Genomic DNA, 26,295 nt, shown 5'->3' on the forward strand with positions numbered 1-26,295 from the left:
GAGCTGTCGGTATTTTCCGGCAGCTCCTTCCTATTCTTCAAAACCTTTTGAATTTTTCTTATTCTACAATCCAGCTTTCGACTTCCTCAGCCCCCGCATATTTTTCCAGATACCGTTTTCCGTACTCCAATGCTCTTTCCAAGTCCTGATTGTCCGAAAAAGAATAGATCAGCGTCAAAACTTCCTTTGCGTCTTCCGTAATCATCGCGCGCTCCGAATCACTGGTAGAACTTCCAATTGCTCCTGCCTTGTCAGCCAATACAGGAAGCGCTTCAATATTGATCTCTTCTTTCCCAATTCCCTTATAAGTCTCTCCGGGCCGTCCAACACGGAATACCAGTGTATCATCTATACGAGCTGTGTCATAAGATCCGACTGAGAAGCCGGATTCAATGGATATGAGATTATTCACATCCACCACTGTATTGACCTCATACAGACCTTTTCCCTGTCCGATTCTTCGAATTAAAGCTTCCGAAGATACCCGGTACCTGCTGGGATCCTTCCCGAATGCCTTATACGCGGCACGAGATTCTTTCACGTTCGGTATCTCATTAACACCATAATCAAAAATAGCATCCTTCGTTTTCTTAAAAACATCCTTCTTCAGGTAGTTCCACATATCCGGATTCTTCTTTTCTACCTTCACCTTATACTGCAGACAGCCGACCCTGGTCGCCGCCCATTTCTCTTTCATCTCTCTGTCAATCGTTAAGTCCTTCTTCACTGTCCGTTACCTCGCATTTCCCATACAAAATACTGCCACAACGCCCGGACCGGTATGACTTCCGATTACGGTTCCGATATTATGGATCAGAATGTTGTCAATTCCCATCTTTTCCCGGACCAATCCTGCCACATATTCTGCATCCTCAATACAATCACCGTGCGTAATCATAATAATGTCATTCTCCCAGCCCTTTGACTGCTCTACTGCCATATCCACAATCCGGTGCAGAGACTTTTTACGTCCTCTCTCCTTACCGATTACCTGCAGCTTTCCTTCATTATCCATATGGATAATGGGCTTAATCTTCACCATAGTTCCAAGAACTGCCGTTGCCTTCGACACGCGTCCGCCTCTGTGCAGATGATTCAGATCATCCACCGTCACATCATGGCAGATATGAAGCTTATTCTCTTCTGCCCATGCCGCAGCCTCATCAATGGTCTTCCCTTCCTTCTTAAGCTGCAGTACTTTATAAAGAAGTAATCCTTCTCCCAGGCAGGCACAAAGTGTATCTATCACTATAACCTTCGCCTCCGGATACTCTTCCTGTAACTGCTCTGCCGCAAGCACCATACTATTACAGGTACCGCTAAGTCCTGAAGAAAAGGCAAGGTGAAGCACATCTTTCCCTTCTTTTAAGAAAGGCTCCAAGGCCGCCTTCGCCTCCTCCGGATTAACCTGTGATGTCACCGACATAATTCCCTGGCGAAGCTTATCAAAAAATTCCTTTGCAGTCAATCCATTCATGTCTTCATAGGTCTTTCCATCCATTGTATATTTCAGTGGAATTACAGGAACGCTTCTTTCTTCCAGCCATTCTTTCGGTAAATCCACAGTACTGTTCACAGTAATCACATAATCTCGCATCACTCTGCCTCCTTGCTGCATCTGATATCCCGTGCATTGCCGCGCAAATCCACATTTGCCTGGCGTTACCACTGTTATATCATATCACGATTCTCCATGTTATGCAAAATCTTTTTAAATGTAACAGTAAACAGCAAAATGGTAATCAGCACGGAAATCACATCTGCAATTGGCTCTGCCCGGTAAATCCCCATAACTCCCATGAATTTCGGAAGAATAATCGCCAGTGGTATCAGAAGGATCACCTTTCTGAGCAAAGCTATGAACAGAGATACTTTTGCCTGTCCCAATGCAAGGAAAGTACTCTGGCAGGCATTCTGAATACCGAAAATCGTAATTCCCAGAAAATAGACCGGCATCACTTCACAAGTCAGATTCACCAGCGCCTGATTGCTCGTAAAAATTCCCGCATAAATCTCCGGGGCAATCACCGCAATTCCTGCAAGCAGGAACGTCCCAAGAAAACAAATTGCTAACATCTTAAAAAAGGCTTCCTTCACACGTTTTCCATTCTTCGCGCCATAGTTATAGCTGATAATAGGCTGCACGCCCTGCGATACTCCCTGCATAGGAATAACAATCAACTGCATAACACTGCTCAAAATAGACATCGTTCCCACATACAGATCTCCTCCGTACCGCTGCAGCCCGGAATTCAAAGTAATACTTACCAGGCTCTCCGTACTTTGCATAATAAACGGCGATATACCAAGAGAAGCAATCTTACCAACCAGAGACGGTTTCAGGCGCATTTTTCTCAGGCGCAGCCTGATAACGCTTTTTTGAGACGTCAGGAAATGCAAAATCCATAATGCGCTCACGGCCTGAGAGATAATCGTAGCCAGCGCCGCGCCTCTGACGCCCATATGTAATACAAAGATAAAAACAGGATCCAGCAGAATATTAAGCACCGCACCAATCAGGACAGACAGCATAGCAATCTTTGCCTGCCCCTGGCCGCTGATAAATGTATTTAACCCTACCGCAATCTGTACAAAAATAGTTCCCAGCAGATAAACGGAGATATAGTCCACGGCATAGGTAATGCTGTTTTCACTGGCACCAAAGGCATAGAGAATCGGGGTTTTAAAGATGGAAAAAACAATTGTAAGCATCACAGCAAACAAAACCAAAAGCCCCGCTGAATTTCCCAGGATGTCCTCAGCTTCATCATACTCCTGTCTTCCCATTCTGATAGAAGCAAGCGGTGCGCCTCCCATCCCTGCAAACGCACTGAAAGCGGAAATCAGCATCAATATCGGAAAGGTAACTCCCACTCCCGTAAGCGCCATATCTCCATATCCTTCGATATGTCCGATATACACTCTGTCAATAATATTATATAACACATTGATAATCTGGGCGGCCACCGACGGGACCGCCATACTGACAATCAGTTTCCCGATGGGTTCACTTCCCAGTCGTTCTTCCTGTTTTTCCTGCATAATACTACCTCCATTTAATTCAATTTAACATTAAGGTAACTTCTGCCCGACAATGTTTTATTAAAGCAGATACTACATATAACAATGATACACCCTGCCAGAAATCCAATCCAGTTAAACATTGCTGTCAGCACCAAAAGCAGAAGGCGCATGAATTTCAGGGCATATCCAAGCTCAAAATTCGGCTGGGTATAATTCGCCACCGCCACGAATGCCATGTACAACATAACTTCACTGTTAAACCATCCTGACGCCACCGAAAATTCTCCCATCACAAGACCTGCAATAACGCTCAACGGCGTACTGAGCATATTCGGCGTATTCAGCGCCGCCAGCCTGAGTCCGTCTATAGCAATTTCCAGAAGCAGAAGCTGAAAAATCAACGGAATATTTACCGTATCTTTTACCGCCACAAAAGCAAATACCTTAGGAAGCCAGTTCAGGTTCTGCATAAAAAGCAGAAAAACAGGGGTGAGAAATACCGTCATGAGCGCAATCAGCCCCCGTGTAATCTTCAGATAGATTCCGGTGAGTGTCGGAAAGTAATAATCATTCGCCTCCTCAATAATATCAAAAACCGAGGTCGGAAGAATCATCGCCGAAGGAGAATTATCTACCATAATAACCACCTTTCCCTCTAACAGACAGACTGCTGCCGTATCCGGCCTCTCTGTGAATTTAAACTTAGGAAAAGGATTGAACCATTTTCTTTTGAACAGGCATTCTGCCAAGCTCTGCTGATTCATACGGAGCGCATCTGTCCGAATACTCTTCAGCCGTGACATCACATTATCCAGAAGTTCCTTATCCACTCTATCCGACATATAACAGACTGCCACGTCCGTTCTTGAACTTTCTCCTACCTCCAGCATCTGCATAACCAAATGAGAATCCCGGATCCTTCGTCTCATAAGAGCTGTGTTAAATACAATCGTTTCAACAAATCCATCTCTGGAACCACGCAATGACTTATCTTTATCCGGTTCGTCCACACTTCTCGCCGGATAGCTCCGGCAATCGATAACGATACAGGCTTCATATCCGTCCACAAAAAAGCAGGCAGTGCCCGACAAAAGATTCCGGAATACCTGATCAAAATCCCCAATGACATTTACCTCCACATAGGGAATGCATTCCTTCACAAATGCCGTTACACTGCCTGGCATATTCTCTGCTTTTACGCCAAAAAGTGAATCCATAATTTTCAGCATAGATTCATCATTTACAAAACCATTAATAAAATAAAAAGATGCCTCTCTGCCTCCTACGGTCATCTCTCTCTGAACAATGTCAAAGCTCTCCTCTACAGGCAATACCTGGTTCATATAAGCTACGTTCTCTTTTATTGACGCAGTAACTTTTCTTGTATCCGGCATAATCCTTCCTCCATGTCATCTCACATCTGATCTATAGCTTTAGCTTTCCCTAAAAGCAAAAAACTATGTATCAGTTCGGGAAGGATTCCCGATACTTTTCCGGTATTCCGGCATTATGCCTGTGTCGTACTTCCAAAGCCGCCGTTTCTGACCGTCTCTACATCGTCATCCACCGTAATGCCATACTCTACAAAAATCCCCTGCATGAACCCGGTTCCTGCGGGAATTCTGACAATCTTATCTTCATTCGTATCATTGGTTATTTTTGAAAAAATATGCCCTTCGTTGTCAGAAGCATAATAATCACTGTCAATAATCCCAACCGTATTGTTCAGCTGCAGACGGTATTTAAATCCAAGTCCGCTTCTTGGGTAACACTTCAATACCCAGTCCGTTTCCATCTGTACCCGGATACCCGTTGGGATTTTCACCGTTTTTCCCGGAAGAACCACCAAATCCACCGGAGCATAGAAATCATATCCGGCGGAGCCGGCCGTCGCTCTTCTCGGGAGCTTAACCGATTCATATATTTCCCGGATTTTTTCTGGTTCTTCTGAACCAAAAGTATCAATCCAATCCTGTGAAAACTGCTCCCAGCTTACTTTTTCAAATCTTGCAATCCTTTTTGCCATCTTTTCTCCTTTTAATCCTTTACAACCGGAATAGGCGTATCATCCTTTGCATCCAGATTGTTTATGTATTTCTTCGTCTCTTTGACGATTACATTAGAAAGAAGAAGCACAGCAATCAAGTTCGGGATTGCCATCAATGCATTCAATGTATCAGCAATCAGCCATACCAAATCAAGCGCAATAACCGGGGCAATTGCCGCTACAACAATATAGAGAACACGATAAGGGATCAAAGCCTTCTTACCAGCAACATATTCTACACAGCGTTCTCCGTAGTATGCCCATCCAAGAATCGTAGAGTAAGCAAAGGAGATAATTCCCAGTGTCAGGATAATCGGTCCAAGATACGGAATCTGTCCAAATGCCATTGAAGTAAGAACACCTCCGTTATCAACCTGATCCGCATTAATTGCCGGATTCTTCATAATTGTAGTTACCAGTACAAGTCCTGTCATCAGACATACAACTACTGTATCCCAGAAAGTACCTGTAGAAGATACCAGCGCCTGGCGAACCGGATTCCTTGTCTGTGCTGCTGCCGCCGCAATCGGAGCAGAACCCATACCGGATTCATTGGAGAAAAGTCCTCTGGCAACACCATACTGAATCGCCATTCTGATACCGGTACCAACCAGACCGCCCGCTGCCGCTCCCGGAGTGAACGCAAGCTTACAGATGGTTACAATTGCCGGAATAATATAATCATAGTTCATACACAAAATAATAATACAACCCAGCACATAGAAAACTGCCATAAATGGAACTAATTTTTCACATACATTAGCAATAGACTTAATACCGCCGAAAATTACAATTGCCGTAAGGATTGCAATCAAAACACCGACAACCCATCCGGGAATGCCAAAGTTCTCATTACATACGGTTGCAATCGCATTCACCTGCGTCGCACATCCAATACCAAAGGATGCAAAGCCGGCAAAAACTGCAAAGATTACGCCCAGCCATTTCATATTCAATCCACGTTCCAGCGCATACATGGCTCCGCCCTGCATACGTCCGTCTGCCGTCTTCACTCTGTATTTCACCGCAATCAGGGACTCTGCATACTTCGTAGCAATCCCGAATACACCGGTCAGCCAGCACCAAAGGACTGCTCCCGGTCCACCCATCGCAATGGCTGTACCTACACCGATAATATTACCGGTACCAATCGTTGCAGCCAGCGCCGTTGTTAATGCGCCAAATTGTGATACCTCTCCTTCCGCATCCGGATCTTTGGATATGGAAAGCTTGATTCCTTTTGTAATCGTCTTTCTCTGAATGAATCCGGTGCGGATTGTCAGAAAAACATGGGTACCGAACAACAAAATAATCATTGCCCAGCCCCACACAACATTGTTTACACTCGTTACGAAAGAATTAATAGCCTCAAACATATTCTTCCCCCTTCTTTTCTTTTTCCTTTTTGCATTATCAAGCCTATTGTACATGAATTTTCAGAAAATAGCAATGTTTTATTCTCAATATGTATATTCGGCTTTTTTTATGAAGGGTATCAGCACACCGCCCACACTATTTCCAAGCGTAATAACCAGCAGGCAGAAAAGCGCACGAAACGACCAGACTCCCGCCAGGCTAAAATAAAACATGTTAGCAATGCAGTGCTCAAAGCCACTCAAAATAAACACGCTGACACATAAAAACAGAATTATCGGATTCTCTGTCTTCTTATAACCGTCTACCGCTATGTACATCAGCATTCCGCAGAAAATTGCAAGCAGAAAAAGACTTCCCGGCGTATCCGCAAGCTTCGCCTGACAAATATCATAAGCTTTATCACGGATACCATTGATTCTGGAGCCGCACAAGGCAGCCGCCCCGATACCGGTCCCAACAAGATTACCAAGCCAGGTAAGCACAAGCAAAATCCCATATTCTTTCTTATTCTTCTGCTCCACAAGATAGCCAACCTTGCCCGTATAAAGATACAATCCATTCAGTACAATCGCATACAATCCTATTGTAAACAAGAGGGCGCCTGCTATTTTATTTTCCAGAGACAGATAAACAGTCCCTCCAACCGAGATTGCCAGCCCCGCTCCAACGGCTGATAAAAATACACTTCCACTCTTTCTCATTCTTTTTCACTCCCTCAAAACACCTAAAAACTGGGCGTCCCCAACAAATCATAAGGGGTTACCTGATAGACATAATAATTGAGCCAATTCGTATAAAGATTGTTCGCCGTAGCTCTCCAGGTAAGCAGCGGTTTATTATCCGGATTATCGTCTTTATAATAATTCTTTGGCATCTCGATTGGCAGTCCCTTATTCAAATCCCTCTTATATTCTCCATCCAGCGTCACCCGGTCGTACTCGGGATGCCCCATCACGAATATCTGCCGTCCATCCTGCGCCATAGCTAAAAACAATCCTGCCTCATCCGATTCTGCCAGCACGGTAAGTCTCCCATCCGCCCGGATCTTCTCCAGCGGAACTTCTGTATGTCTAGAATGGGGAGCCAAAAACACATCGTCAAATCCTCTTACAAGAGGAATCTTACGGTTCAGAACCTTGTGCCAGAACACTCCAAACACCTTTTTATCCAACTGCACTTTATCAATTCCATAGTGATAGTAAATCCCTGCCTGCGCTCCCCAGCAAAGATGCAGCGTCGATGTCACATTGCTTTTACTCCACTCCATGATTTCCGTCAATTCTTTCCAATAATCCACCTCTTCAAAAGGCATCTGCTCCACCGGAGCTCCTGTAATAATAAAACCATCAAATTTCTGTTCTTTAATCTCCGAAAACGGGAGATAGAATTTGTTCAGATGGCTGGTAGATGTATTCTTCGACACGTGGCTTGACACATTCACAAAAACCACATCCACCTGAAGCGGCGTGTTAGAAAGAGAGCGCAGAATCTGCAGCTCCGTATCTTCTTTTAATGGCATCAGGTTCAAAAGCCCAATCTTAATAGGACGTATATCCTGGTGGGTTGCCCGGTGTTCATCCATAACAAATATATTTTCCCGTTCCAGTATTTCCTTTACCGGCAAATCATTCTGTACTCGAATCGGCATAACTATTCTCCTTTTTCTTCTACATTTTCCTTCTCGCCAGGTTCCCTATCCGTCCCGGGTTCCTGTTCTGTGTCCATTTGATCCACCTGTTCCCTGGAGGACACATAGCTTCCGGAATCATCTACATAACTATATTCATCATAATATCCTGACTGCACAGGAAGTGCTTTCTTCTCCAGCCTGTTATTAACCAACATCTGAACCACATAGTAAATTACTGCAAATGTAGGCACACCAAGCAGCATCCCGGCAAATCCGAACAATCCTCCGCCGAGCAAAATAGCAAAGATAACCCAGAATGCTGACAGCCCGGTGGAATTTCCCAAAATCTTCGGCCCGATAAAATTCCCGTCCAACTGCTGCAGAATCAAAATAAAAATAATAAAGTAGACGCCTTTCATCGGATCTGCTAATAAAATCAGGATAGCACTTGGGATTGCCCCTATGTATGGACCAAAGAAAGGAATAACATTCGTCACCCCAACAATTACGCTTACCAGCAGCGTATAGGGCATTTTCAGCAAGGACAGTCCCACAAAACACAAAACTCCGATAATCACGGAATCTATAATCTTGCCGATAATAAATCCGCCGAATATCTCATTGCTCTTCCGCGTAAAATGCAGAACCAGGTTCGCATTATGGGCAGATAAAAATGCATAAACTGCTTTCTTGCTCTGCCGCATAAATGTCTCTTTACTAAACAGCACATAAACGGATACGATCACTCCGATCAGCAAATCAAAAAGCTCACTGAAGACATTAATGACTCCCACTGTCAAAGTAGACATCCATTCGTTCGCTATATTCAGAAGATCCGTGCGCAGCCACTTCTGAAACATGTCTGTCCCTTCATTGACAATCGTCTTCAGAAGCGAACTCATCGTTGAATCAGATATTTCCATCCCATTTAGTGCATTCACCCAGTCATTCAACTGTCCCGGCAAGGTAAATACCAGATTACGGATACTTTTATATAACTCCGGAATCAACATATTACACAAAGCAACAATCACAAGAATGAGTACAATAAGGGAAGCCAGCACTCCTGCGGTTCGTGAAATGGTACGGACTTTCTTCTTATTCTTCATCCGCTTATCTAAGAACGGAACCATATACAAATCTACCTTTTTCACAATGGGATTCAAAAGGTAGGCAATGGCGAATCCATACAAAATCGGTTTAAGCACGCCCACTGTCGTTGCAAATGCATCCGAAATATGGGGCAGCCGCAACAAGGCAAAATAGAATATTATGCTTGCTGCTACCACCAGGAAAAATGTCATCCCTTTCGCAAATTGCTGACGCAGCTTAGATGGTCCCTTTGTTCCTATGTTCGGCCGATTATTATAATAGGCTTCCTGTCTCTTCATTGTCACTTTTTTTTCAGGCTCTCTTTCACTGTTCATGGATATTCTATCCCTTTCCTAAAATTATCACAAGCTGACATTCCTAAAGCCATTATAACATTTATATGTAAAAAAGCAAATGGAGACACAACAAAAGTCTGTTTTGCCGCATCTCCATCTTCTATACCTTAGCTACATTTAAAAGTTGCACATTCTGTCTGCTCACACTGACAGGCGTTACTTCCTTCCACGCTGATCTTTCCTGCATGGCAGCGGCAGTTATCATTATACATACACTCTACCGCTTTACAGTCAATATCACTTCTCGGTGACGCCTCGCCTGTCACATTGCTGTAAGAGCCGCCCTTACGCTCTTCAAAACTGTCACAACAGGTTTCTTCTGCGTTCTTTGCAGAATTTCCTCCTACTTGAATCGCATCAAGGTCACAATAAAAATTCTTGTTATGCATACATGTCTGCACAGTACATTTTAATTCTGGCATCTTCCTACCTCCTTCATTCAATCATCAGAGGTAGTGTGTCCTGTTTCACTCTTTCTTATTCTCGATACCCTTAAGAAACATTTTGTGAAGCCTGGGATGCTTCTTTTTCAAAAAGACCGGCCTGCCTTTTTCATTTAAAAAACAATGTTTTGTAACACCCAGGCAATGTACCATTCCGGTTTCTTCATCAAACACCCGGTATTCCACAATTAATTTAATACCATTATACTCTGTTATGTTGGTTTCAATGGTAACAGTATCGCCAAACCGGACCATCCTGAGGTAATTTGCTTCCACACCCAGCACCGGACTGACAATTCCTTCCTTTTCTATCTTATCATAGCCGATTCCCATCTGTTCCAGCAAATCGGTTCTTGCTTCTTCAAACCATCTGATATAATTAGAATGGTGGACAATTCCCATCTGATCCGTCTCATAGTACTGTACTTTATGCTTATACGGAGTAAACTTTCCCATTCTATGTATCCTTCTTTTGTATATCCTTCGCACTATCTGGACGGAGCCACAACGCTTCCTGTATCCGGATGTTGTCCTGACCAGCCGGTCTGCGCCATCGTTCCCATCCTAAACATATCCTCTCTGCTGATTTCAAATCCAAATACATCCTGATTCTGCTTCATTCTCTCTGCCGACGATGACTTAGGCAGCGGAACGATGCCCCGCTGAAGCGCATAACGAATGCACAGTTGGGCAACCGACACCTGATAATGCCCGGCAATCTCCTGCAGCATAGCATTTCCAAGCAGGACGCTCCTTCCGATAGGACTCCACGCCTGGACGAGAATCTGATGATTCTTACAATACTCCACCGTCATCTCCTGTGTATAGCCAGGGTGAAATTCAATCTGATCTACTGCCGGTTTTATCCGGCAATTCTGCAGCAGATTCTCTATATGGTGGGGCAGAAAATTGCTCACGCCGATTGCTTTAACCTTTCCGGCATCATAAAGTTCTTCCAGTGCCGTCCATGTCTCAATATCAAGCTTCTTCCAGTCTGTATATCCCTCTTCCGGCAGCGGCCAGTGGATCAGATACATATCCAGATAATCTGTCCTGAGATTTTCCAGGGATTTTTCAAATGCTTGCTTTACCTGACGATATCCCATCTCGGTCTTCCAGGCTTTTGATGTAATAAAAAACTCTTCCCGCTTAATCCCGCTATCTTCAATCGCTTCCGCCAGATACGGCTCCGTACCATAAAAAGACGCCGTATCAAAATAACGGTATCCCGCATCAATTGCCATTTTCAGCACTTCTGCACTTTTTCCATCCGCAGACTTAAAAGTACCAAAACCCAAACAGGGATTTCCTATCCCATTGTTCAACTCAAACGTATCATATATTGTTTTCACGCTGTCCCCTCCCGTTTTCCTGACTTTGGAATTATTTACCACAGCAATGCTTATATTTCTTACCGCTTCCGCACGGGCATGGATCATTACGTCCGATTTTCTTTTCTTTGCGGATGGTGGTTGACAGTTTTTGCTCTTTGTAAAGTGCTTTCAGCTCTTCTTCCGAGAAAATATCTTTCCACTGCGGAAGTTCATACAGCCAATCTGCTTTCGCTCCTACCATATTCTTATACAGCAGTGCCTTGTCATAAATCAGATTTACCACCGTATCTTCATCCATAGTCTCAATCGGGTTAGGCTCTTTCAGACTGTCATTGATTCCATCCAGGAATCCTACCATTGTCATAACCGTCTGATTGTATTTCTCAGCCAGCTCTTTCAATGTCCCGCGCACTTCTTCGTCAGGGTTTGAAAGTAACTGCTCGTAAATTTCCTTTTCAATCTGGAAATAACTTCCCCAGAATTTCTGAAGCTGTCCTCTGTCCGCCTTCTCATTATAGGCAACATCTTTCCATTGTTCTAATAATGTACGACTCATAGTTTATATGCTCTCCTTTGTGTTTTATTTCAGTACGTACAAAACGTACGGATATATTATATACCATTTCCCTGTATTTTCAAAGCATTCTTTTATTTGCTTTTTTACAAAAAGCTATATATAATATATTTGAACGCTGATTCTCTACGTTCAATTTCAATAAATAGTAAAGGAAGTTAATATTTATGAAAAAAACAAAACGAATCCTGGCTCTTCTGGGCGCTATTCTGCTTGTTGCCATGTATGCAAGCACTCTTTTCTTTGCTTTGACCGACCATTCAGGAACCATGGATCTTTTGATGGCATCCATTGCATGTACCATCATTCTTCCCGTACTTTTATATGCATATACCCTCGCATATAAGGTTACACACAGGGATAATGAGGACGATAATAATCCTCGCGATTAAACATAGACCTCTGCCCACATCCAGACAGAGTTGTTTTCTGTTGCTTCTTTTTTGGTTTTCTTCCGTTCTTTCTCTCTTATTTTCTGTCTTTTTGTAAGATATTCTTCCATTGAGATTACTTCGCGGAAGTTTTCCTTTTCTTTTTTCTGATGCATTCCAATACCTCCTTTTCCTTATCTATACTCTTATCTCCGATTTTCCGGCTTTATTATTATATTGTTCTTCCCCTCATAATATGACTTTTATCTAAAATTACTTTTGTCTATATTGGATATTATATTGGTAAAATATGTCCAAACTATGGAAGAAATCTAAAAGAAACATAAGAAGTTTCTTAAGATTTCCGTACCTCTACTTCGCTCCGCTTTGCCGCTCCGATGTGCGGCTGCTGCAAGCAGCCTTCCTTTGTACATCGCGCGCATCTCGCAGAGCGTTTTATGATATAGGAAATTCAAAGGAATTTCCTATATCATAAAACGGGTACCGACCATGTCGGATGACCGATACCCTTTACTTCTACTTCACTTATGATTTCTTCTTTCTTTTGCCGTCGCGGCATCTTTCGCTATGCTAGTTATCGTACTGCCTGTAAAGTTCTTCTATATAGTCATAGTCCAGATCTCCTTCTACGACCTGTTCCGTCTCTATATTCAACGGTATACAGCCGATAATCTGTGTACCACTCTGGTCTTCTCCCAGAAGAACCACCTCGTCCTGTCCATACTTCCCATTCTCATCCCGGCTGTAGATTCTCAGAATATATCCTCTGGTATCTCTATACCAGGAGTCTGCTTCACAGTCCTGTACAGATATGGAATTCAAATTAGTTATAATCCGTTCAATAATTTCCGAATCCGTAACCTCATATACTTCCGGTTTAACTACTCTTTCAATCTCTATAGAATACACATCTTCTGCGGGGACCTCCAACAGCTTCCGTATTGCCGGGTCAAGATATTCACTTGGTTCTGGATCCGCCTCTACCTCTGACGAATCAAGTGGTTCCGGCACAAGAATAAACAGCATAATTGCCACCGCAAGAATCACCAATACAAGCGCAAAAATCGGTTTTTTATTGCTTTTGCCCAACATAAAACCACCTCCCGAAATGATATGATAATTAGCAGAGAGTATTATACTGTTATATAAATTTTGTAGCCTTTCACATTACTATAATACCCCGCTACTACTAAACGCCCTTTCTATTCCAGCCATCCAGCACTATCAAATACTTACTTCCTCCTGTATCACGTATTCTTCCTAACACAAATACCGCATGCCCTTTTTCGCCTCTTTCTATCTTCATATATATCGGACACTGCTCTGCTACTGTATCAAATAATACTGGAAATAATTCTACTTCCCTATAATTCCATACGCCTCCACTTTGAGGCGTAACACCTAAATAATGAGTTAAGGCGCTTGGTACATTTGCATATGGAGTTCCGGGATTTCCTCCATTCGTGCCCAGCAAAGTATATAATCTCCAGAATAGATTCGTCGCTGTTGCCGCATCAGTACTTCCATTTGTCACTTTATTCCTTATGATATTATTTGCATTAGTTGTTGACTGCCAACCCCTGTACCATAAAATATTTGTTAACGCCGTAGGAGCACAATGGTCTTCTGCTACAAAATCCTTTGTTACCCAATAAGACCACCCTGAACCGAAACCGGGAATTTTATATTCTGTTGTTCCATCCAATGTTGTATCCGTCCAGTCTATAAGACTTATTATAAATCTGAATGGCTTCTGTCTCTGTTATTACCTGGTTATCGAACAAAGAAATATATGTTCCATTAGTACTCAGATTTTTTACATAAAACTCATCCGGTCCTAAATATCTAACCCTCTCTGTGTTCGTATACATCTGAACATCTTGTGTGTCATCAAAAATTCCAAGTCCGTCAAATGCCAAATCCACAACCGGAGTTCCAACATGCAAGAAGCTAATCAACAGATAGCCATTCGGTTCCCCATCCCGCAAAAACAGTACATAATATCCTGTAAGGTTATCATCCAATCCATAAAGCGGGCACATACCTAAAACTCTGACATCATGTTCCGGCTGAGAACCTTGCATAAAACGAAGGCATATTCCCTTATCTCCTCCTCACTTTTTTCAGCAGCACTCACAGAAATTATTTCTCCGGCATGGCTAATTGCCGTTTCTGCCGCTTCATCCATTACTATCGTACCTTCTGTTGCACTTTCTTCATTCTGCGCCGCGTCAAGATCTTCTGCATGTGATACAATCGGCGAAATCATCAACGCTAACAAAATAACCCCAACCAGACCAAACATCTTTTTCTTCATAGAAGTTCACCTCTTTCCCAAATAATAATTAATATTTTTCTCTTGTAAGGAAAAAGAAAGAGCAAAACTATCTATATACTGATAGCACCACATTTGCACAATATATTCAACCTTTTGAAGTTTTTATTTTGATTTTATCCTTGTTTTCTTTATATATTCGGAATTTTCTGTCGTTTTGTATCGAATAAAATAAAAGAAACGCTTCCGAGTATGCAAGCATACTCGGAAGCGTTTCTTCCATTTTTGCACGGCTCATGCCTAACGGTATATGATGTCTTCTCTGCCTGGGCCGTTGGATACCATGGTGATTGGATAGCCGATTTGTTCTTCGATGAATTCGACGTATTTGCGGCAATTTTCAGGTAAATCTTCATATTTTTTGATTCCCCGGATGTCGCATTTCCAGCCCGGTAATGTCTTCAACACTGGTTTTGCCTTCTCGAGAAGGTGTGTGGTCGGGAAGTCTGTTGTGATCTCTCCGTCAATCTCGTAACCTACACATACCGGAATCTCGTCCAGATAACCAAGTACATCCAGAACGGTAAATGCCACATCTGTTGTTCCCTGCATTCTGCATCCGTATTTGGAGGCAACACAGTCGAACCACCCCATACGTCTCGGCCGCCCGGTTGTTGCCCCGAATTCTCCGCCGTCTCCGCCGCGTCTTCTCAGTTCATCCGCCTCTTCTCCGAAGATTTCGCTGACAAACGCGCCTGCACCTACTGCGCTTGAATATGCTTTGCACACTGTAATAATCTGTTTAATTTCATATGGCGGAATACCTGCGCCGATTGCGCCGTATGCTGCCAGTGTAGAAGATGATGTAACCATGGGATAAATGCCGTGATCCGGATCTTTCAGAGAGCCAAGCTGCCCCTCCAGCAGAATCTCCTTTCCTTCCTTCAACGCATTGTGAAGGAACAAGGAAACGTCGCACACGTATGGTTCAACCATCTTCTTATATTCCTGTAATTCCTGATATAAATCATCAGGATTAATCAATGGTTTGTGGTACAAATGTTCTAATAATACATTCTTCTGTTCTGCAACACGAACCACTTTCTCTTTCAAAAGTTCATCATCAAATAATTCGCTTACCTGGAAACCAATCTTGGCATACTTATCAGAATAAAACGGAGCAATTCCTGACTTCGTTGAACCAAAAGATTTGCCTCCCAGCCGCTCTTCCTCATATGCGTCAAAATTCTTGTGATAAGACATTACCATCTGCGCGCGGTTCGATACAAGAATCTTCGGCATCGGTACTCCCTTATCAAGCACGGACTGGATTTCGTTAAACAAAACCGGAACGTCCAATGCTACACCATTGCCAATAATATTGGTTGTATGACTATAAAACACTCCTGAAGGAAGTGTGTGAAGTGCAAATTTGCCGTAATTATTAATAATTGTATGTCCGGCATTCGCTCCGCCCTGGAAACGGATAATAATATCTGCTTTCTCCCCAAGCATATCCGTAATCTTGCCTTTTCCTTCATCTCCCCAGTTAGCGCCTACTACTGCTTTAACCATGTCATTTCCTCCTACGTGTCATCAATCTTTCTCATAATTTCAATCTTCAGCCCTGTCGAACCACTAAGCATTATACTATATTTTTCCCATATTGTACATTATTATTTTACATTAAAGGAGCAAATAATCGAAGAACTTGCCCCGTTATCTTTGTAAACAACGTCTGATGCTTTACCTCCATTAACGTAACCTTGTGGGATTTTGCCAGTGTTTTCTGAAAATCATCTTCAATCTCATCTACAATGGCATTATTATAGATGAAAACACCGCATTCAAAATGCAGATATAAACTCCTGTAGTCCAGATTGATTGTTCCCACCGTCGCCGTATCGTCATCAGAGACAAATACTTTAGCGTGGACAAATCCCGGCGTATATTCATAAATCTGCACACCTGCTTTTATCAACTCGTTATAATAAGTCTTTGCCACTACAAATGCATACCATTTATCCGGAATATGCGGCATAAGGATAATTACCTCAATCCCGCTTTTTGCTGTCCGCGTAAGTGTTGTAATCATCTCATTATCCAGAATCAGATAGGGCGTCATAATATGTACGTACTTCTTCGCATGATTCAGAATATGAAAATATACCTCTTCGCCTACATTTTCATTATCAAAAGGGCTGTCTGCATAAGGCAGCACATATCCCAGCTCCCGCCGGACTCCGGGCTGCCTGTATGTAATATACTTACTGTACCCTTCCGGCCGCTTCTCGGTCACGTTCCACATCTGCAGGAATATCATAGTCAGGCTCTGAACCGCATCACCTTTCAGCATAACCGCCGTATCCTTCCAGTGGCCGAACCGCTCCTTACGGTTAATATATTCGTCTCCGATATTCACTCCGCCGGTAATTCCCACCTTTCCGTCTATGACACAGATTTTCCTGTGATCCCGGTTATTCTGCACCGTTGACAGGAATGGACGTACCGGGCTGACCATCTTACACTTAATTCCATATTTCTGCAGCTGTTCCGGATAATCATAGGGAAGCATGGAGATGGAGCACATGCCATCATACATAAAACGCACCTCTACTCCCAGGGCCGCCTTCTCTGCCAATACATCCAGAATCTTCTTCCACATATACCCCTTTTCCACAATAAAATATTCCATAAAGATAAACTTCTCAGCCTTCTCAAGTTCAGGAATCAATGCTTCAAATTTATCCTCACCCAATGGGAAATATGTTACTTCTGTGTTGCGGTAGACCGGGAACCCCAGCAGGTTAGAAAGATAATAGGCAAGATTCGCATTGGCAGACTTACTTGCCTTCATATCCTTCACGACTTCCATATCCTGCACCATATATTTCTCCGTCTCCAGCCGCAGATCCGCCAGCCGTTCTCCCATCCATCTGGTTCCCACCTGCATCTTTACATAAATATAAAAAATCGTCCCTACCACCGGAAATGCCATAATACACAGCATCCAGGTCATCTTAAATGCCGGGTTTCCCTCTGAATTAATAATGTATATCAAAACCAAAACGCCCAATACTGTCAGCATCCCATGGATATATACGGTATATTCCTGCAGAATCTTCGTAGTTACAATCGCAGTAGCTACCTGAAGCAATATCAGCAAAATAAACAGTCCCGTCCGGCTGAATATGATTCTTGATATTCCCTTTTTTGCTTTTTCCGGCCCATTCACAACCATATTCTTCCTCCTTCAGAAGATTTCTCTCTTAAATATAATACAATGTTACTATAGTGTATCATAATTTTTTTTCATTTTCCTTTATTTTTTTGTTAAAAAGTATTACAATATATTATAATATTGGTGCAAAGAAGGCAACACAGCCAGGGACGCCAAGCTGAAAGAAAGGAGTTTTCATATGTCAAAATGGAGTAAACGCTTATTAAGTCTGGCCGCTATTGGCGGCGCTGCCGCAGGTCTGGCTTATTATCTGAAAAAATCCGGCCTCCCCGCAGAGGATGATTTTGAGGACGAAATAGAGGATGAGGATTTTGATCTGGACAACGATTTAAAACCTGTCACAGACAGAGAATATGTACCTTTAAATACGGTTTCCAAAACCAGTGACACGGCGGACACCTTAAAAGATGCCGCCAAAGATATTGCCGAAGATGCAGCCGACGCTGCCAAAGACATTGCTGAGGATACCGTTGACGCTGCCAAAGATATTGCCGGGGATGTGTCTGACGCCGCAAAAGATACGGCCGAAGATATATCCGACGCTTTTAAGGACATCCTCAAAGATGTAGAATCCGAATAACCGACAGAGATAAAGAAGCTGCCTTCTCATAAAGAGTCTGAACAGCTTCTTTATTTTTTCCAAATTTCACATAATATCTCACATGCTTCTTTTATCTTTTCTTCTGAAAGATTCGCATATCCAAGCAAAACAGTCGCATCTGCTTCTTCCTGTTTTCCCACAATGTAATCCGACAGTCCATACACTTTAATACCATTTTTTTTCGCTGTTGCAATCAATTCCTGCTCCCGCATGCCATTTTCAAAAGTTAGCAGCAGATGCACGCCCGCATGTTCTCCCGAAATCCTGCAACAGCCTGCCAATGGCTTAAGTCCATTAATCAGCGTATCATGCCGGCTTTTATACAAAGCCCTGGTCTTATTCAGATGCCTCTCATAATAGCCGTCTCTGATAAAATGCTGGACAATCAATTGATCTACCTTAGATACCGTAGAATTCAGAAATCTGCATTTCTTTTCATAGATATCCAGAAGAGGAAGGGGAAGCACCATATAGCTCAAGCGGATCGCCGGAGCTATGGATTTGGAAAAGGTCCCCAGATACACCACCTTCTGCCCTGTATCATATCCCTGCAGCGCCGGAATCGGCTTCCCTTTATAACGAAATTCACTGTCATAATCATCTTCAATGATATAACGTCCTTCTGCCTCATTCGCCCATCTCAGAAGCTCCATCCTCCGCTTCACCGGCATGATGATTCCCGTAGGATACTGATGCGAAGGAGTCACATATGCCACATCGGCCTGCGTCCTTTTTAACTGCTCCACTTTCATCCCCGAGCGATCCATATTAATGGGAATTACCGGGAATGACTGGCTTATGAACAGACGATACGCCTGCTTATAAGTAGGATTCTCCACTGCTATCACATGGGTTCTTCCGAGAATCGTACACAGAAGCATTAATAAATAATCGCTTCCGGCACCCACGATAATCTGCCCGGGCGCACAGGTAACCCCTCTCGCCTGATACAGATAGTCACAAATCGCTTCCCGGAAACCTTCCTCCCCCTGTGGATTGCCGGTTCGGAAAAGCTCCGTCTTATCATCCACCAAAATATCTCTTGATAATTTTCTCCATATATTATAAGGGAAACTTTTCAAATCCACCCCATTAGGCGTAAAATCATAGCAATATTTTCTGTCCGGCAGCTTCTCTTCCTGCTTCTCTGAAACTCCTACCCTCTCCAGGCGGTACATTCCTTCTATCTGCGCCACAAAAAAGCCTTTGTACGGCTTCGCTTCAATATATCCCTCCGACAGAAGCTGCTCATAGGCAAGCTCCACCGTACTCCTGCTTACCTCCAGATGCTTTGACAGCGCTCTGGTAGACGGCAGCTTCTCTCCATAGGGAATCTTCCCATTCTGTATATCCTTCTTAATATAAAGATAAATCTGTTCGTACAGCGGAGCTTTTCCGCCTGATTTCAGATTGATTGTTAATTCATTCATATCACTACTTCGGAAGTTTAAAAGAACTCTTTAAAGACACAATCCTGTTAAATACCAAAGCTTCCGGTCTGGAATCCTTCGCATCAATACAGAAATAACCATTCCGGACAAACTGAAAACTATCATATGCCCCGGCGCCATCAAAGCTTGGCTCTACAACACAGTTCTTACGTACTTCCAACGAATTTGGATTCAGGTTCATAGAACCATCCTCATTATATACACCCTTTTCTTCATCAATCAGGTTCTCATACAGACGAACCTCTACCGTCTTCGCAAACGGAGCCGGTACCCAATGAATGGTTCCTTTTACTTTACGCCCGGTAAAACCTGTTCCGCACTTCGTCTCCGGATCATAGGTACAGTGTACAACCGTGACCTTGCCATCCGCATCCGTCTCGTAACTTACACATTTCACAAAATATGCATGCATCAGGCGGACCTCATTTCCCGGGAACAGACGGAAATATTTTTTCGGCGGATCAATCATAAAATCGTCCCGCTCAATATAAAGCTCTCTGCAGAACGGAACCTTTCTCTTGCCAAGAGCTTCATTTTCCAGATTATTATCTACATCCAGATATTCCACTTCACCCTCCGGATAATTATCAATCACCAGTTTGATCGGGTCTAAGACAGCCATCATCCTCGGCCGCTTCATCTTCAAATCTTCTCTGATACAATATTCAAGCATGGCATAATCAACAGACCCCTGTGCTTTAGAGACTCCGCAGAGTTCCACAAACATCCGGATAGATTCCGGCGTAAACCCTCTTCTTCTAAGCGCCGCAATAGATACCAGCCTGGGGTCGTCCCATCCATCTACAATTCCTTCCTGTACTAATTTCTTAATGTAACGCTTCCCGGTTACCACATTGGTCAGGTACATCTTCGCAAATTCAATCTGTCTCGGTGCCGGATCAAATTCACATTCCCGAACCACCCAGTCATACAACGGACGGTGATCCTCGAATTCCAGTGTACAGATAGAGTGAGTAATCTTTTCCACTGCGTCTTCTATCGGATGAGCAAAATCATACATCGGATAAATACACCACTTATCTCCCGTATTGTGATGACTCATATGAGCCACACGGTAAATAATCGGATCACGCATATTAATATTCGGCGACGCCATATCAATCTTTGCGCGGAGCACCTTCTCTCCATCCTGGTATTTCCCCGCTTTCATCTCTTCAAAAAGGCGGAGATTCTCCTCGACAGAACGATCACGGTAAGGACTGTCCTTTCCCGGCTCCTTCAGTGTGCCTCTATATTCCCGGATCTGTTCCGGACTTAAATCACACACATATGCCTTGCCTTTCTTAATCAACTTAACAGCACATTCATACATCACATCAAAATAATCAGATGCAAAATACAGATGCTCTTTAAAATCTGCCCCCAGCCATTCTACGTCCTTCTTAATCGACTCTACAAATTCCATATCCTCTTTCATCGGATTCGTATCATCGAACCGCAGATGAAAAGTCCCATTGTATTTCTCCGCAAGTCCTGAATTTAAAAGTATAGACTTTGCATGTCCGATATGCAGATAGCCGTTGGGTTCCGGCGGGAATCTGGTACATACCGTATCATAGACCCCCTCTGCCAGATCTTTATCTATTTCTTGTTCAATAAAATTTTTAGAAATAACTTCCTCTCCCATAGTATCCTCCTGAAACCATTCTCTAATCATTTTCTAATCTTATCATACTTCTAAAAATTCGACAACAGAATTATTTTCAAAATCCCATTGACAAACTACCCCTTTTTATTGTATATTAATCACGTTGCATATGATTTATGCATGCTGCCTTGGCTCAGTCGGTAGAGCGTCGCCTTGGTAAGGCGGAGGTCGGCGGTTCGATTCCGCTAGGCAGCTTAAAAAGGATAATCCTGTGGATTCAGTTTTTAAAACACTGTTCTTCCACAGGATTTTTCTTTTATTCTTAATGCCTGGCGTCGTCCTGTCCAATAATTTTTTCGGCCTTCGCCTTAATCCGCTGCAGCGCATTATCTACCGTTTTCGGGCTCTTATCCAAAAGCCTGGCAATGGTTTTATAATCTGTTCCCATCAGATGCAGGTAAAGAACCCTCTGCTCCAGATTGCTAAGTTGTTCTTCCAGTTCATTTTCCAGGCATTCCGCCGACTCCTTGCCCAACAGCACGAACTCGGGATTACTCTCAACTCCCGCTTCAATTGTATCCAATACCCTGGCATCCCCGCCGTCTTCTGTCTTCTCATATAGCGACACGTATGAATTAAGCGGAATATGCTTCTGTCTCTTAGAAGCCGTCACCGCACTGTACATCTGCCGGGTAATACAAAGTCTGGCAAAGCTGTAAAAGGACACCTTCTGATTCACATCATAGTCCTGCACCGCCTTAAAAAGCCCGATCATCCCCTCCTGAATCAAATCATCATTCTCGCCACCCAGAAGATACATCGCCTTTGCCTCTTTGCGTACAAGATTTTTATATTTATCCATAATGTAATCCATAATCTCTTTTTCGCCGTTCTGCAGACGGCGGATTAATTGTTCATCCGTCATCGTCTCATACTCTGACACTTTCTTCTTCATTATCCCTCCAGTCTCTGCCTCACAATCTCATATGCCAGTACTCCGGCAGCAACAGATGCATTCAGGGAATCAATATCTCCCCGCATGGGTATCCCCGCCACAAAATCGCAGGTTTCCTTCACAAGACGTCCTACTCCTTCTCCCTCACTGCCGATCACAAGTCCTATCGGTCCTTTCAGATTCAACCTGTACATAGACTCTCCGCCCATATCTGCACAGACAAACCAAAGTCCCCTTTCCTTCAGTTCCTCCATAGTTTTCACAAGGTTCGTTACCTTGGCAACCGGTGTATAATTCAGTGCTCCCGCAGACGTCTTCGCCACAGTAGCCGTAAGTCCCACTGCCCGGCGTTTCGGAATAATCACGCCATGCGCTCCGGCAAGATTAGCTGTACGGATAATAGCTCCCAGATTATGGGGATCTTCGATATTATCCAGCAAAATCAGAAAAGGATCTTCCCCTTTCTGTCTCGCAAGCTCCAACATATCTTCTACCTCTGCATATTCATAAGCCGCCGCAAAAGCAACCACTCCCTGATGCTTCCCCGTCTCAGAAAGCTGAGAAAGACGTTCTTTTTCTACAAACTGAATGATGGTATCGTGTTTTTTTGCCTCTCTGACAATGGTACGCACCGGTCCGTCCTGGCATCCATCAAGCACGAACAGCTTGTCAACCGGTTTCCCCGAGCGAAATGCCTCCAAAACCGCATTACGTCCTTCTATCACCAGACTTTTTCCTTCTGTAAGCTTCTCTTCCATGTCCAACTCCATTCTGCCCAATGACGGCACTTTATTCTTTCTCCCACTCTGTTTCCAGACTGTCTAACCCTATTTTAACCAAATCAAGCATTCTTTTCCACTCTTTTTTCAAATACAGATACCCCAGCAGAGACTCAAATCCCGTAGCCCTTCTATAATCTGTCAGCGACTGGTTTCTGGCAGGCGATACCGTCTTCGTATTCCTTCCCCTTTTATATACCAAATGCTCTTCTTCTGTCAGATGTTTCTGAATCTCACGCATCATCAAAGACTGCGCAGACGCCTGAACAATCCGGCTGGTCTCCTTATGCATTTTCTGAACCTGTTTATTACCCTGGTTCAACACAAGACTCTTAATAATCAAATCAAAAATGCAGTCTCCGATATATGCCAAAGCAAGAGGTGAATATGTTTTTATATCCACCTCCTGCATCTGGAATATTTCCTGCATATAAGAATCAAACTGCCATTCTATGCTTTTTTCCATTTTACTCCTTCACGGGTATCCAAAAGGACAATCCCCTTTGCTAATAATTCATCGCGGATTTCATCAGCTCTTGCGAAATTCTTCGCTTTCCTTGCTTCCTGGCGCTCTGCAATCAGCGCTTCAATGTCTTCCGCCAGCATTTCCTCTTTCTTATCTACAATCAAGCCAAGGACGTCTGTCAGCTTCACAATCAAGTCAAACAATTTCCGTGCGTATTCCCTGGAGCTTTCCTCTACCGCCGTTGTGTTGCAGAATTTCACCAAATCAAATACGGCTGCAATGGCGTCAGCAGTGTTGAAATCATCATCCATCGCCGCTTCATATTTCTCTACAAACTCTGCCGTCTTTGCAAATGTTTCCTTCTCTGCATCTGTCATTTCCTCTGTCTTCGCATTTTCCATGCGGTATTTCAAATTATCCACCGCATTGATAATACGCTCCAGACCGTTCTTCGATGCCTCCATCAGATCCGCACTGAAATTCAGCGGACTTCTGTAGTGGGCACTCAGCATAAAGAACCGAAGCACCTGAAGATCGTACTGTTCACTGATTTCACGCACAGTCCGGAAATTGCCGAGAGACTTGCTCATCTTATGGTTGTCGATATTCAAAAAAGCATTATGCATCCAGTATTTTGCAAATTCCTTTCCATTGGCAGCTTCACTCTGAGCAATTTCATTTTCATGATGAGGGAACACCAAATCCTCTCCTCCGGCATGGATATCAATCTGCTCGCCCAGATATTTCTTAGACATCACAGAACACTCAATATGCCATCCCGGGCGGCCTTCGCTCCACGGCGACTCCCACGCAGGCTCTCCTTCCTTCTTTGGCTTCCAAAGCACAAAATCCAAAGGATCTTCCTTCTCATCCTCTCCCGTCACCAGAAGAGAACGGTTACCGGAACGCAGATCATCCAAATTCTTGTGAGACAATTTTCCATAATCCTTAAACTGCCTGGTACGGAAATACACAGTCCCGTTCTTCTCATAGGCATAGCCTTTTTCAATCAGAATGCCAATCATCTCTACCATGCCGCAGATTTCCTCCGTAGCAAGCGGATGCTTTGTGGCAGGCTTAATATTCATGCCTTCCATATCTTTCAGGCATTCTGCAATATATCTCTTGGAAATCTCATCCGCAGATACGCCCTCTTCAATCGCCTTATTAATAATCTTATCGTCTACATCCGTGAAATTCGATACATAATTCACATCATAGCCCTTATACTCAAAATATCTACGAACCGTATCGAACACAATCATCGGTCTTGCATTCCCAATGTGGATAAAATTATACACGGTAGGACCGCAGACATACATCCTGACTTTCCCTTCCTCCACCGGGACAAATTCCTCTTTCCTCTTTGACATGGTATTATACAGTTTCATCTTCTTCCTCCTTCAAGATAATCTCTTCTTCCTGCATACATCTCATATGCCGTTCTAACTGCTTTATCTGTTTCTGCAGACGGATATTATCATTCTGCAGCTCTCTAATATCATTGCTGATAGGATCCGGCAGGTGTACCTGATCCATATCCGAACGTGGTATCTTCTGATCGCCCATCTTTACAATCCTTCCCGGTACGCCTACCACAGTACAGTTGGGCGGAACTTCCTTCAATACAACACTTCCTGCACCGATTTTGGAATTTTCCCCAATCGTAAAGGAACCCAAAATCTTGGCTCCCGCACTCACCATCACATTATCTTTGAGTGTTGGGTGGCGTTTCCCCTTCTCCTTGCCGGTTCCTCCCAGGGTGACACCCTGGTACAGCGTTACATTATTGCCAATTTCTGTAGTTTCCCCAATGATTACGCCCGTTCCGTGATCGATAAATAATCCCTTGCCGATCTTCGCCCCCGGATGAATCTCAATACCCGTCTTCCTGGCGGCACGCTGTGAAATCCATCTGGCAAGAAAATAGTGTTTCTTCAGATACAGCTTGTGCGCAACCCGGTAACTCATAATCACCTTAAAACTTGGGTACAAAAAAACTTCCATATTGGATTTAATTGCAGGATCTCGCTCCTTAATTACCTGAAGCTCCTCCTTTACATATTTCAATATTCCCATGAATATCCTCCATTCTTTGCGGTTTGTGGCTTCGCCGCCCACTTCACGCCGATGTGCGGCTGCTTCACGCCTTCTTACGGTCACTTCGTGAGCTTCGCTCACTCAGTCGCAGGTGCCCTGCGACTACGCACGAAACAAAGCGGACAAGTCCGCCTTTTTAACGCGTGACCGCAATCTCTACCATTGCGAAAAAAATGCCTCTTACGTAATGTAAGAGGCGAATGTGTCCGCGGTTCCACTCTTTTGAAGATTTGTTATGAAAATCTCCGCTCGTATGCACGTAACGTGTGCCTAACGTACCTGGCTACGTAGTATCTTTCGCCAGGTCAACTCCCGGATGCACTTCACAGAAATCTCCCTCAAGATCGCTTCCAGCCGATGACAATCTCTCTCTGTCAGTTCTTCTTCCTGCTACTCTTCCGTTCTATGTTTTTGTCGCTATAGAATATATACTATGTGAAAATAAGAATTTTGTCAATATTTTTCCGATTTCTCTCGGTGCTATTTTTGTACCGCTGTTACCATTCACAGCCGATTTGAAATCCAATATGGATTCGTCGTGCTTACACG

Annotated in this window: 29 protein-coding genes, 1 tRNA gene and 1 other annotated feature; of the genes, 3 read left to right on the forward strand and 27 right to left on the reverse strand. The window is 43.5% G+C overall.

The annotated features are described in order from the left end of the window. Window positions 1–58: 58 nt before the first annotated feature. The 13 genes from OCV99_RS07945 to OCV99_RS08005 form a co-directional block, all read right to left on the reverse strand. On the reverse strand, window positions 59–727 hold the full coding sequence (locus tag OCV99_RS07945; protein ID WP_227192354.1) for a B3/B4 domain-containing protein: 669 nt from the start codon (window positions 725–727) through the stop codon (window positions 59–61). Between the two features lie 6 nt (window positions 728–733). Next, window positions 734–1,597 (reverse strand): DegV family protein, encoded by an 864-nt coding sequence (locus tag OCV99_RS07950; RefSeq protein ID WP_158369560.1) that lies wholly within the window; start codon window positions 1,595–1,597, stop codon window positions 734–736. 74 nt (window positions 1,598–1,671) lie between these two features. Continuing rightward, window positions 1,672–3,042: an MATE family efflux transporter gene (locus OCV99_RS07955; RefSeq protein WP_158369561.1), complete on the reverse strand. Its 1,371-nt coding sequence runs from the start codon at window positions 3,040–3,042 to the stop codon at window positions 1,672–1,674. Between the two features lie 14 nt (window positions 3,043–3,056). Further along, complete coding sequence (locus tag OCV99_RS07960) at window positions 3,057–4,418, reverse strand: spore germination protein (protein ID WP_262575207.1); 1,362 nt, start codon at window positions 4,416–4,418, stop codon at window positions 3,057–3,059. Between the two features lie 113 nt (window positions 4,419–4,531). Continuing rightward, complete coding sequence (locus OCV99_RS07965; protein ID WP_158369563.1) at window positions 4,532–5,050, reverse strand: dCTP deaminase/dUTPase family protein; 519 nt, start codon at window positions 5,048–5,050, stop codon at window positions 4,532–4,534. An 11-nt stretch (window positions 5,051–5,061) separates the two neighbouring features. Next, window positions 5,062–6,447 carry an alanine/glycine:cation symporter family protein gene (locus OCV99_RS07970; protein ID WP_158369564.1) on the reverse strand — a complete coding sequence of 462 codons (1,386 nt, stop codon included), beginning with the start codon at window positions 6,445–6,447 and terminating at the stop codon, window positions 5,062–5,064. Window positions 6,448–6,531: 84 nt separating this feature from the next. After that, on the reverse strand, window positions 6,532–7,149 hold the full coding sequence (locus tag OCV99_RS07975; RefSeq protein WP_158369565.1) for a formate/nitrite transporter family protein: 618 nt from the start codon (window positions 7,147–7,149) through the stop codon (window positions 6,532–6,534). A gap of 23 nt (window positions 7,150–7,172) precedes the next feature. Next, window positions 7,173–8,096 (reverse strand): homoserine O-acetyltransferase MetA, encoded by a 924-nt coding sequence (gene metA, locus OCV99_RS07980; RefSeq protein WP_158369566.1) that lies wholly within the window; start codon window positions 8,094–8,096, stop codon window positions 7,173–7,175. A 2-nt stretch (window positions 8,097–8,098) separates the two neighbouring features. Continuing rightward, the gene (locus OCV99_RS07985; protein WP_158369567.1) at window positions 8,099–9,505 is read right to left on the reverse strand and encodes an AI-2E family transporter; all 1,407 of its coding nucleotides are present in this window, start codon (window positions 9,503–9,505) and stop codon (window positions 8,099–8,101) included. 128 nt (window positions 9,506–9,633) lie between these two features. Further along, window positions 9,634–9,948, reverse strand: coding sequence for a DUF1540 domain-containing protein (locus tag OCV99_RS07990; protein WP_158369568.1), 315 nt, complete (start codon window positions 9,946–9,948; stop codon window positions 9,634–9,636). A gap of 45 nt (window positions 9,949–9,993) precedes the next feature. Then, complete coding sequence (locus OCV99_RS07995) at window positions 9,994–10,425, reverse strand: acyl-CoA thioesterase (protein ID WP_158369569.1); 432 nt, start codon at window positions 10,423–10,425, stop codon at window positions 9,994–9,996. A 32-nt stretch (window positions 10,426–10,457) separates the two neighbouring features. Further along, window positions 10,458–11,321: an aldo/keto reductase family protein gene (locus OCV99_RS08000; RefSeq protein WP_262575209.1), complete on the reverse strand. Its 864-nt coding sequence runs from the start codon at window positions 11,319–11,321 to the stop codon at window positions 10,458–10,460. A gap of 31 nt (window positions 11,322–11,352) precedes the next feature. Continuing rightward, window positions 11,353–11,859, reverse strand: a complete 507-nt coding sequence (locus tag OCV99_RS08005; RefSeq protein WP_158369571.1) for an SEC-C metal-binding domain-containing protein — start codon at window positions 11,857–11,859, stop codon at window positions 11,353–11,355. Between the two features lie 185 nt (window positions 11,860–12,044). On the opposite strand from OCV99_RS08005, the gene OCV99_RS08010 reads away from it, so the two are divergent. Beyond that, on the forward strand, window positions 12,045–12,269 hold the full coding sequence (locus OCV99_RS08010; RefSeq protein WP_158369572.1) for a hypothetical protein: 225 nt from the start codon (window positions 12,045–12,047) through the stop codon (window positions 12,267–12,269). Here OCV99_RS08010 and OCV99_RS08015 read toward each other — a convergent pair. From OCV99_RS08015 to cls, 7 genes are all read right to left on the reverse strand, one after another. Then, window positions 12,266–12,424 carry a hypothetical protein gene (locus tag OCV99_RS08015; protein ID WP_262575210.1) on the reverse strand — a complete coding sequence of 53 codons (159 nt, stop codon included), beginning with the start codon at window positions 12,422–12,424 and terminating at the stop codon, window positions 12,266–12,268. The genes OCV99_RS08010 and OCV99_RS08015 overlap by 4 nt on opposite strands. A gap of 415 nt (window positions 12,425–12,839) precedes the next feature. Next, window positions 12,840–13,361: a hypothetical protein gene (locus OCV99_RS08020; protein WP_158369573.1), complete on the reverse strand. Its 522-nt coding sequence runs from the start codon at window positions 13,359–13,361 to the stop codon at window positions 12,840–12,842. Window positions 13,362–13,458: 97 nt separating this feature from the next. Beyond that, entirely contained in the window at window positions 13,459–13,974 is a 516-nt protein-coding gene (locus OCV99_RS08025; RefSeq protein ID WP_158369574.1) for a hypothetical protein, read from the reverse strand. Next, complete coding sequence (locus OCV99_RS08030) at window positions 13,952–14,353, reverse strand: hypothetical protein (protein WP_158369575.1); 402 nt, start codon at window positions 14,351–14,353, stop codon at window positions 13,952–13,954. The genes OCV99_RS08025 and OCV99_RS08030 overlap by 23 nt, the downstream gene beginning before the upstream one ends. Then, window positions 14,314–14,586 (reverse strand): hypothetical protein, encoded by a 273-nt coding sequence (locus tag OCV99_RS08035; RefSeq protein ID WP_158369576.1) that lies wholly within the window; start codon window positions 14,584–14,586, stop codon window positions 14,314–14,316. The genes OCV99_RS08030 and OCV99_RS08035 overlap by 40 nt, the downstream gene beginning before the upstream one ends. Before the next feature lie 258 nt (window positions 14,587–14,844). Then, window positions 14,845–16,119 (reverse strand): adenylosuccinate synthase, encoded by a 1,275-nt coding sequence (locus tag OCV99_RS08040; RefSeq protein ID WP_158369577.1) that lies wholly within the window; start codon window positions 16,117–16,119, stop codon window positions 14,845–14,847. Between the two features lie 106 nt (window positions 16,120–16,225). Continuing rightward, entirely contained in the window at window positions 16,226–17,785 is a 1,560-nt protein-coding gene (gene cls / locus OCV99_RS08045; RefSeq protein ID WP_158369578.1) for a cardiolipin synthase, read from the reverse strand. Window positions 17,786–17,963: 178 nt separating this feature from the next. Between cls and OCV99_RS08050 the strand changes: the two genes are divergently transcribed. Next, on the forward strand, window positions 17,964–18,365 hold the full coding sequence (locus OCV99_RS08050) for a hypothetical protein (protein WP_262575211.1): 402 nt from the start codon (window positions 17,964–17,966) through the stop codon (window positions 18,363–18,365). A gap of 50 nt (window positions 18,366–18,415) precedes the next feature. Here the strand turns inward: OCV99_RS08050 and pdxR are convergent, their stop codons facing one another. After that, window positions 18,416–19,816 (reverse strand): MocR-like pyridoxine biosynthesis transcription factor PdxR, encoded by a 1,401-nt coding sequence (gene pdxR / locus OCV99_RS08055; protein WP_158369579.1) that lies wholly within the window; start codon window positions 19,814–19,816, stop codon window positions 18,416–18,418. Window positions 19,817–19,820: 4 nt separating this feature from the next. Beyond that, the gene (locus OCV99_RS08060; protein ID WP_158369580.1) at window positions 19,821–21,485 is read right to left on the reverse strand and encodes a glutamine--tRNA ligase/YqeY domain fusion protein; all 1,665 of its coding nucleotides are present in this window, start codon (window positions 21,483–21,485) and stop codon (window positions 19,821–19,823) included. 143 nt (window positions 21,486–21,628) lie between these two features. Here OCV99_RS08060 and OCV99_RS08065 point away from each other — a divergent pair. Then, a tRNA-Thr gene (locus OCV99_RS08065) sits at window positions 21,629–21,701 on the forward strand. Between the two features lie 67 nt (window positions 21,702–21,768). Here OCV99_RS08065 and sigH read toward each other — a convergent pair. The 5 genes from sigH to epsC are packed head-to-tail and all read right to left on the reverse strand — an operon-like array spanning window position 21,769 to window position 25,725. Further along, window positions 21,769–22,389, reverse strand: coding sequence for an RNA polymerase sporulation sigma factor SigH (gene sigH / locus OCV99_RS08070; RefSeq protein ID WP_158369659.1), 621 nt, complete (start codon window positions 22,387–22,389; stop codon window positions 21,769–21,771). An 11-nt stretch (window positions 22,390–22,400) separates the two neighbouring features. After that, window positions 22,401–23,159 carry a 23S rRNA (guanosine(2251)-2'-O)-methyltransferase RlmB gene (gene rlmB / locus OCV99_RS08075; RefSeq protein WP_227192400.1) on the reverse strand — a complete coding sequence of 253 codons (759 nt, stop codon included), beginning with the start codon at window positions 23,157–23,159 and terminating at the stop codon, window positions 22,401–22,403. 31 nt (window positions 23,160–23,190) lie between these two features. Next, the gene (locus OCV99_RS08080) at window positions 23,191–23,646 is read right to left on the reverse strand and encodes a Mini-ribonuclease 3 (RefSeq protein WP_158369582.1); all 456 of its coding nucleotides are present in this window, start codon (window positions 23,644–23,646) and stop codon (window positions 23,191–23,193) included. Then, complete coding sequence (cysS, locus tag OCV99_RS08085; RefSeq protein WP_158369583.1) at window positions 23,631–25,037, reverse strand: cysteine--tRNA ligase; 1,407 nt, start codon at window positions 25,035–25,037, stop codon at window positions 23,631–23,633. Before cysS ends, OCV99_RS08080 begins: the two co-directional genes overlap by 16 nt. Then, window positions 25,024–25,725: a serine O-acetyltransferase EpsC gene (gene epsC / locus OCV99_RS08090; RefSeq protein ID WP_158369584.1), complete on the reverse strand. Its 702-nt coding sequence runs from the start codon at window positions 25,723–25,725 to the stop codon at window positions 25,024–25,026. Before epsC ends, cysS begins: the two co-directional genes overlap by 14 nt. A 210-nt stretch (window positions 25,726–25,935) precedes the next feature. Continuing rightward, window positions 25,936–26,161, reverse strand: a binding site (T-box leader). Window positions 26,162–26,295 lie beyond the last annotated feature (134 nt).

The organism is Dorea acetigenes (genome assembly GCF_025567385.1).
GTDB lineage: Bacteria > Bacillota > Clostridia > Lachnospirales > Lachnospiraceae > Claveliimonas > Claveliimonas acetigenes.

Coding starts and splice junctions, on each gene's coding strand:
- epsC (WP_158369584.1), bottom strand. CDS start 25,725: ATGGGAATATTGAAATATGTAAAGGAGGAGCTTCAGGTAATTAAGGAG.
- OCV99_RS08040 (WP_158369577.1), bottom strand. CDS start 16,119: ATGGTTAAAGCAGTAGTAGGCGCTAACTGGGGAGATGAAGGAAAAGGC.
- OCV99_RS07985 (WP_158369567.1), bottom strand. CDS start 9,505: ATGAACAGTGAAAGAGAGCCTGAAAAAAAAGTGACAATGAAGAGACAG.
- cysS (WP_158369583.1), bottom strand. CDS start 25,037: ATGAAACTGTATAATACCATGTCAAAGAGGAAAGAGGAATTTGTCCCG.
- OCV99_RS08030 (WP_158369575.1), bottom strand. CDS start 14,353: ATGCAAGGTTCTCAGCCGGAACATGATGTCAGAGTTTTAGGTATGTGC.
- OCV99_RS07960 (WP_262575207.1), bottom strand. CDS start 4,418: ATGCCGGATACAAGAAAAGTTACTGCGTCAATAAAAGAGAACGTAGCT.
- OCV99_RS07975 (WP_158369565.1), bottom strand. CDS start 7,149: ATGAGAAAGAGTGGAAGTGTATTTTTATCAGCCGTTGGAGCGGGGCTG.
- cls (WP_158369578.1), bottom strand. CDS start 17,785: ATGGTTGTGAATGGGCCGGAAAAAGCAAAAAAGGGAATATCAAGAATC.
- OCV99_RS07990 (WP_158369568.1), bottom strand. CDS start 9,948: ATGCCAGAATTAAAATGTACTGTGCAGACATGTATGCATAACAAGAAT.
- OCV99_RS08060 (WP_158369580.1), bottom strand. CDS start 21,485: ATGGGAGAGGAAGTTATTTCTAAAAATTTTATTGAACAAGAAATAGAT.
- OCV99_RS07955 (WP_158369561.1), bottom strand. CDS start 3,042: ATGCAGGAAAAACAGGAAGAACGACTGGGAAGTGAACCCATCGGGAAA.
- metA (WP_158369566.1), bottom strand. CDS start 8,096: ATGCCGATTCGAGTACAGAATGATTTGCCGGTAAAGGAAATACTGGAA.
- OCV99_RS08010 (WP_158369572.1), top strand. CDS start 12,045: ATGAAAAAAACAAAACGAATCCTGGCTCTTCTGGGCGCTATTCTGCTT.
- OCV99_RS07970 (WP_158369564.1), bottom strand. CDS start 6,447: ATGTTTGAGGCTATTAATTCTTTCGTAACGAGTGTAAACAATGTTGTG.
- OCV99_RS08020 (WP_158369573.1), bottom strand. CDS start 13,361: ATGTTGGGCAAAAGCAATAAAAAACCGATTTTTGCGCTTGTATTGGTG.
- OCV99_RS08015 (WP_262575210.1), bottom strand. CDS start 12,424: ATGCATCAGAAAAAAGAAAAGGAAAACTTCCGCGAAGTAATCTCAATG.
- OCV99_RS08005 (WP_158369571.1), bottom strand. CDS start 11,859: ATGAGTCGTACATTATTAGAACAATGGAAAGATGTTGCCTATAATGAG.
- OCV99_RS07965 (WP_158369563.1), bottom strand. CDS start 5,050: ATGGCAAAAAGGATTGCAAGATTTGAAAAAGTAAGCTGGGAGCAGTTT.
- pdxR (WP_158369579.1), bottom strand. CDS start 19,816: ATGAATGAATTAACAATCAATCTGAAATCAGGCGGAAAAGCTCCGCTG.
- OCV99_RS08080 (WP_158369582.1), bottom strand. CDS start 23,646: ATGGAAAAAAGCATAGAATGGCAGTTTGATTCTTATATGCAGGAAATA.
- OCV99_RS08035 (WP_158369576.1), bottom strand. CDS start 14,586: ATGAAGAAAAAGATGTTTGGTCTGGTTGGGGTTATTTTGTTAGCGTTG.
- rlmB (WP_227192400.1), bottom strand. CDS start 23,159: ATGGAAGAGAAGCTTACAGAAGGAAAAAGTCTGGTGATAGAAGGACGT.
- OCV99_RS07995 (WP_158369569.1), bottom strand. CDS start 10,425: ATGGGAAAGTTTACTCCGTATAAGCATAAAGTACAGTACTATGAGACG.
- OCV99_RS07950 (WP_158369560.1), bottom strand. CDS start 1,597: ATGCGAGATTATGTGATTACTGTGAACAGTACTGTGGATTTACCGAAA.
- OCV99_RS08050 (WP_262575211.1), top strand. CDS start 17,964: ATGTCAAAATGGAGTAAACGCTTATTAAGTCTGGCCGCTATTGGCGGC.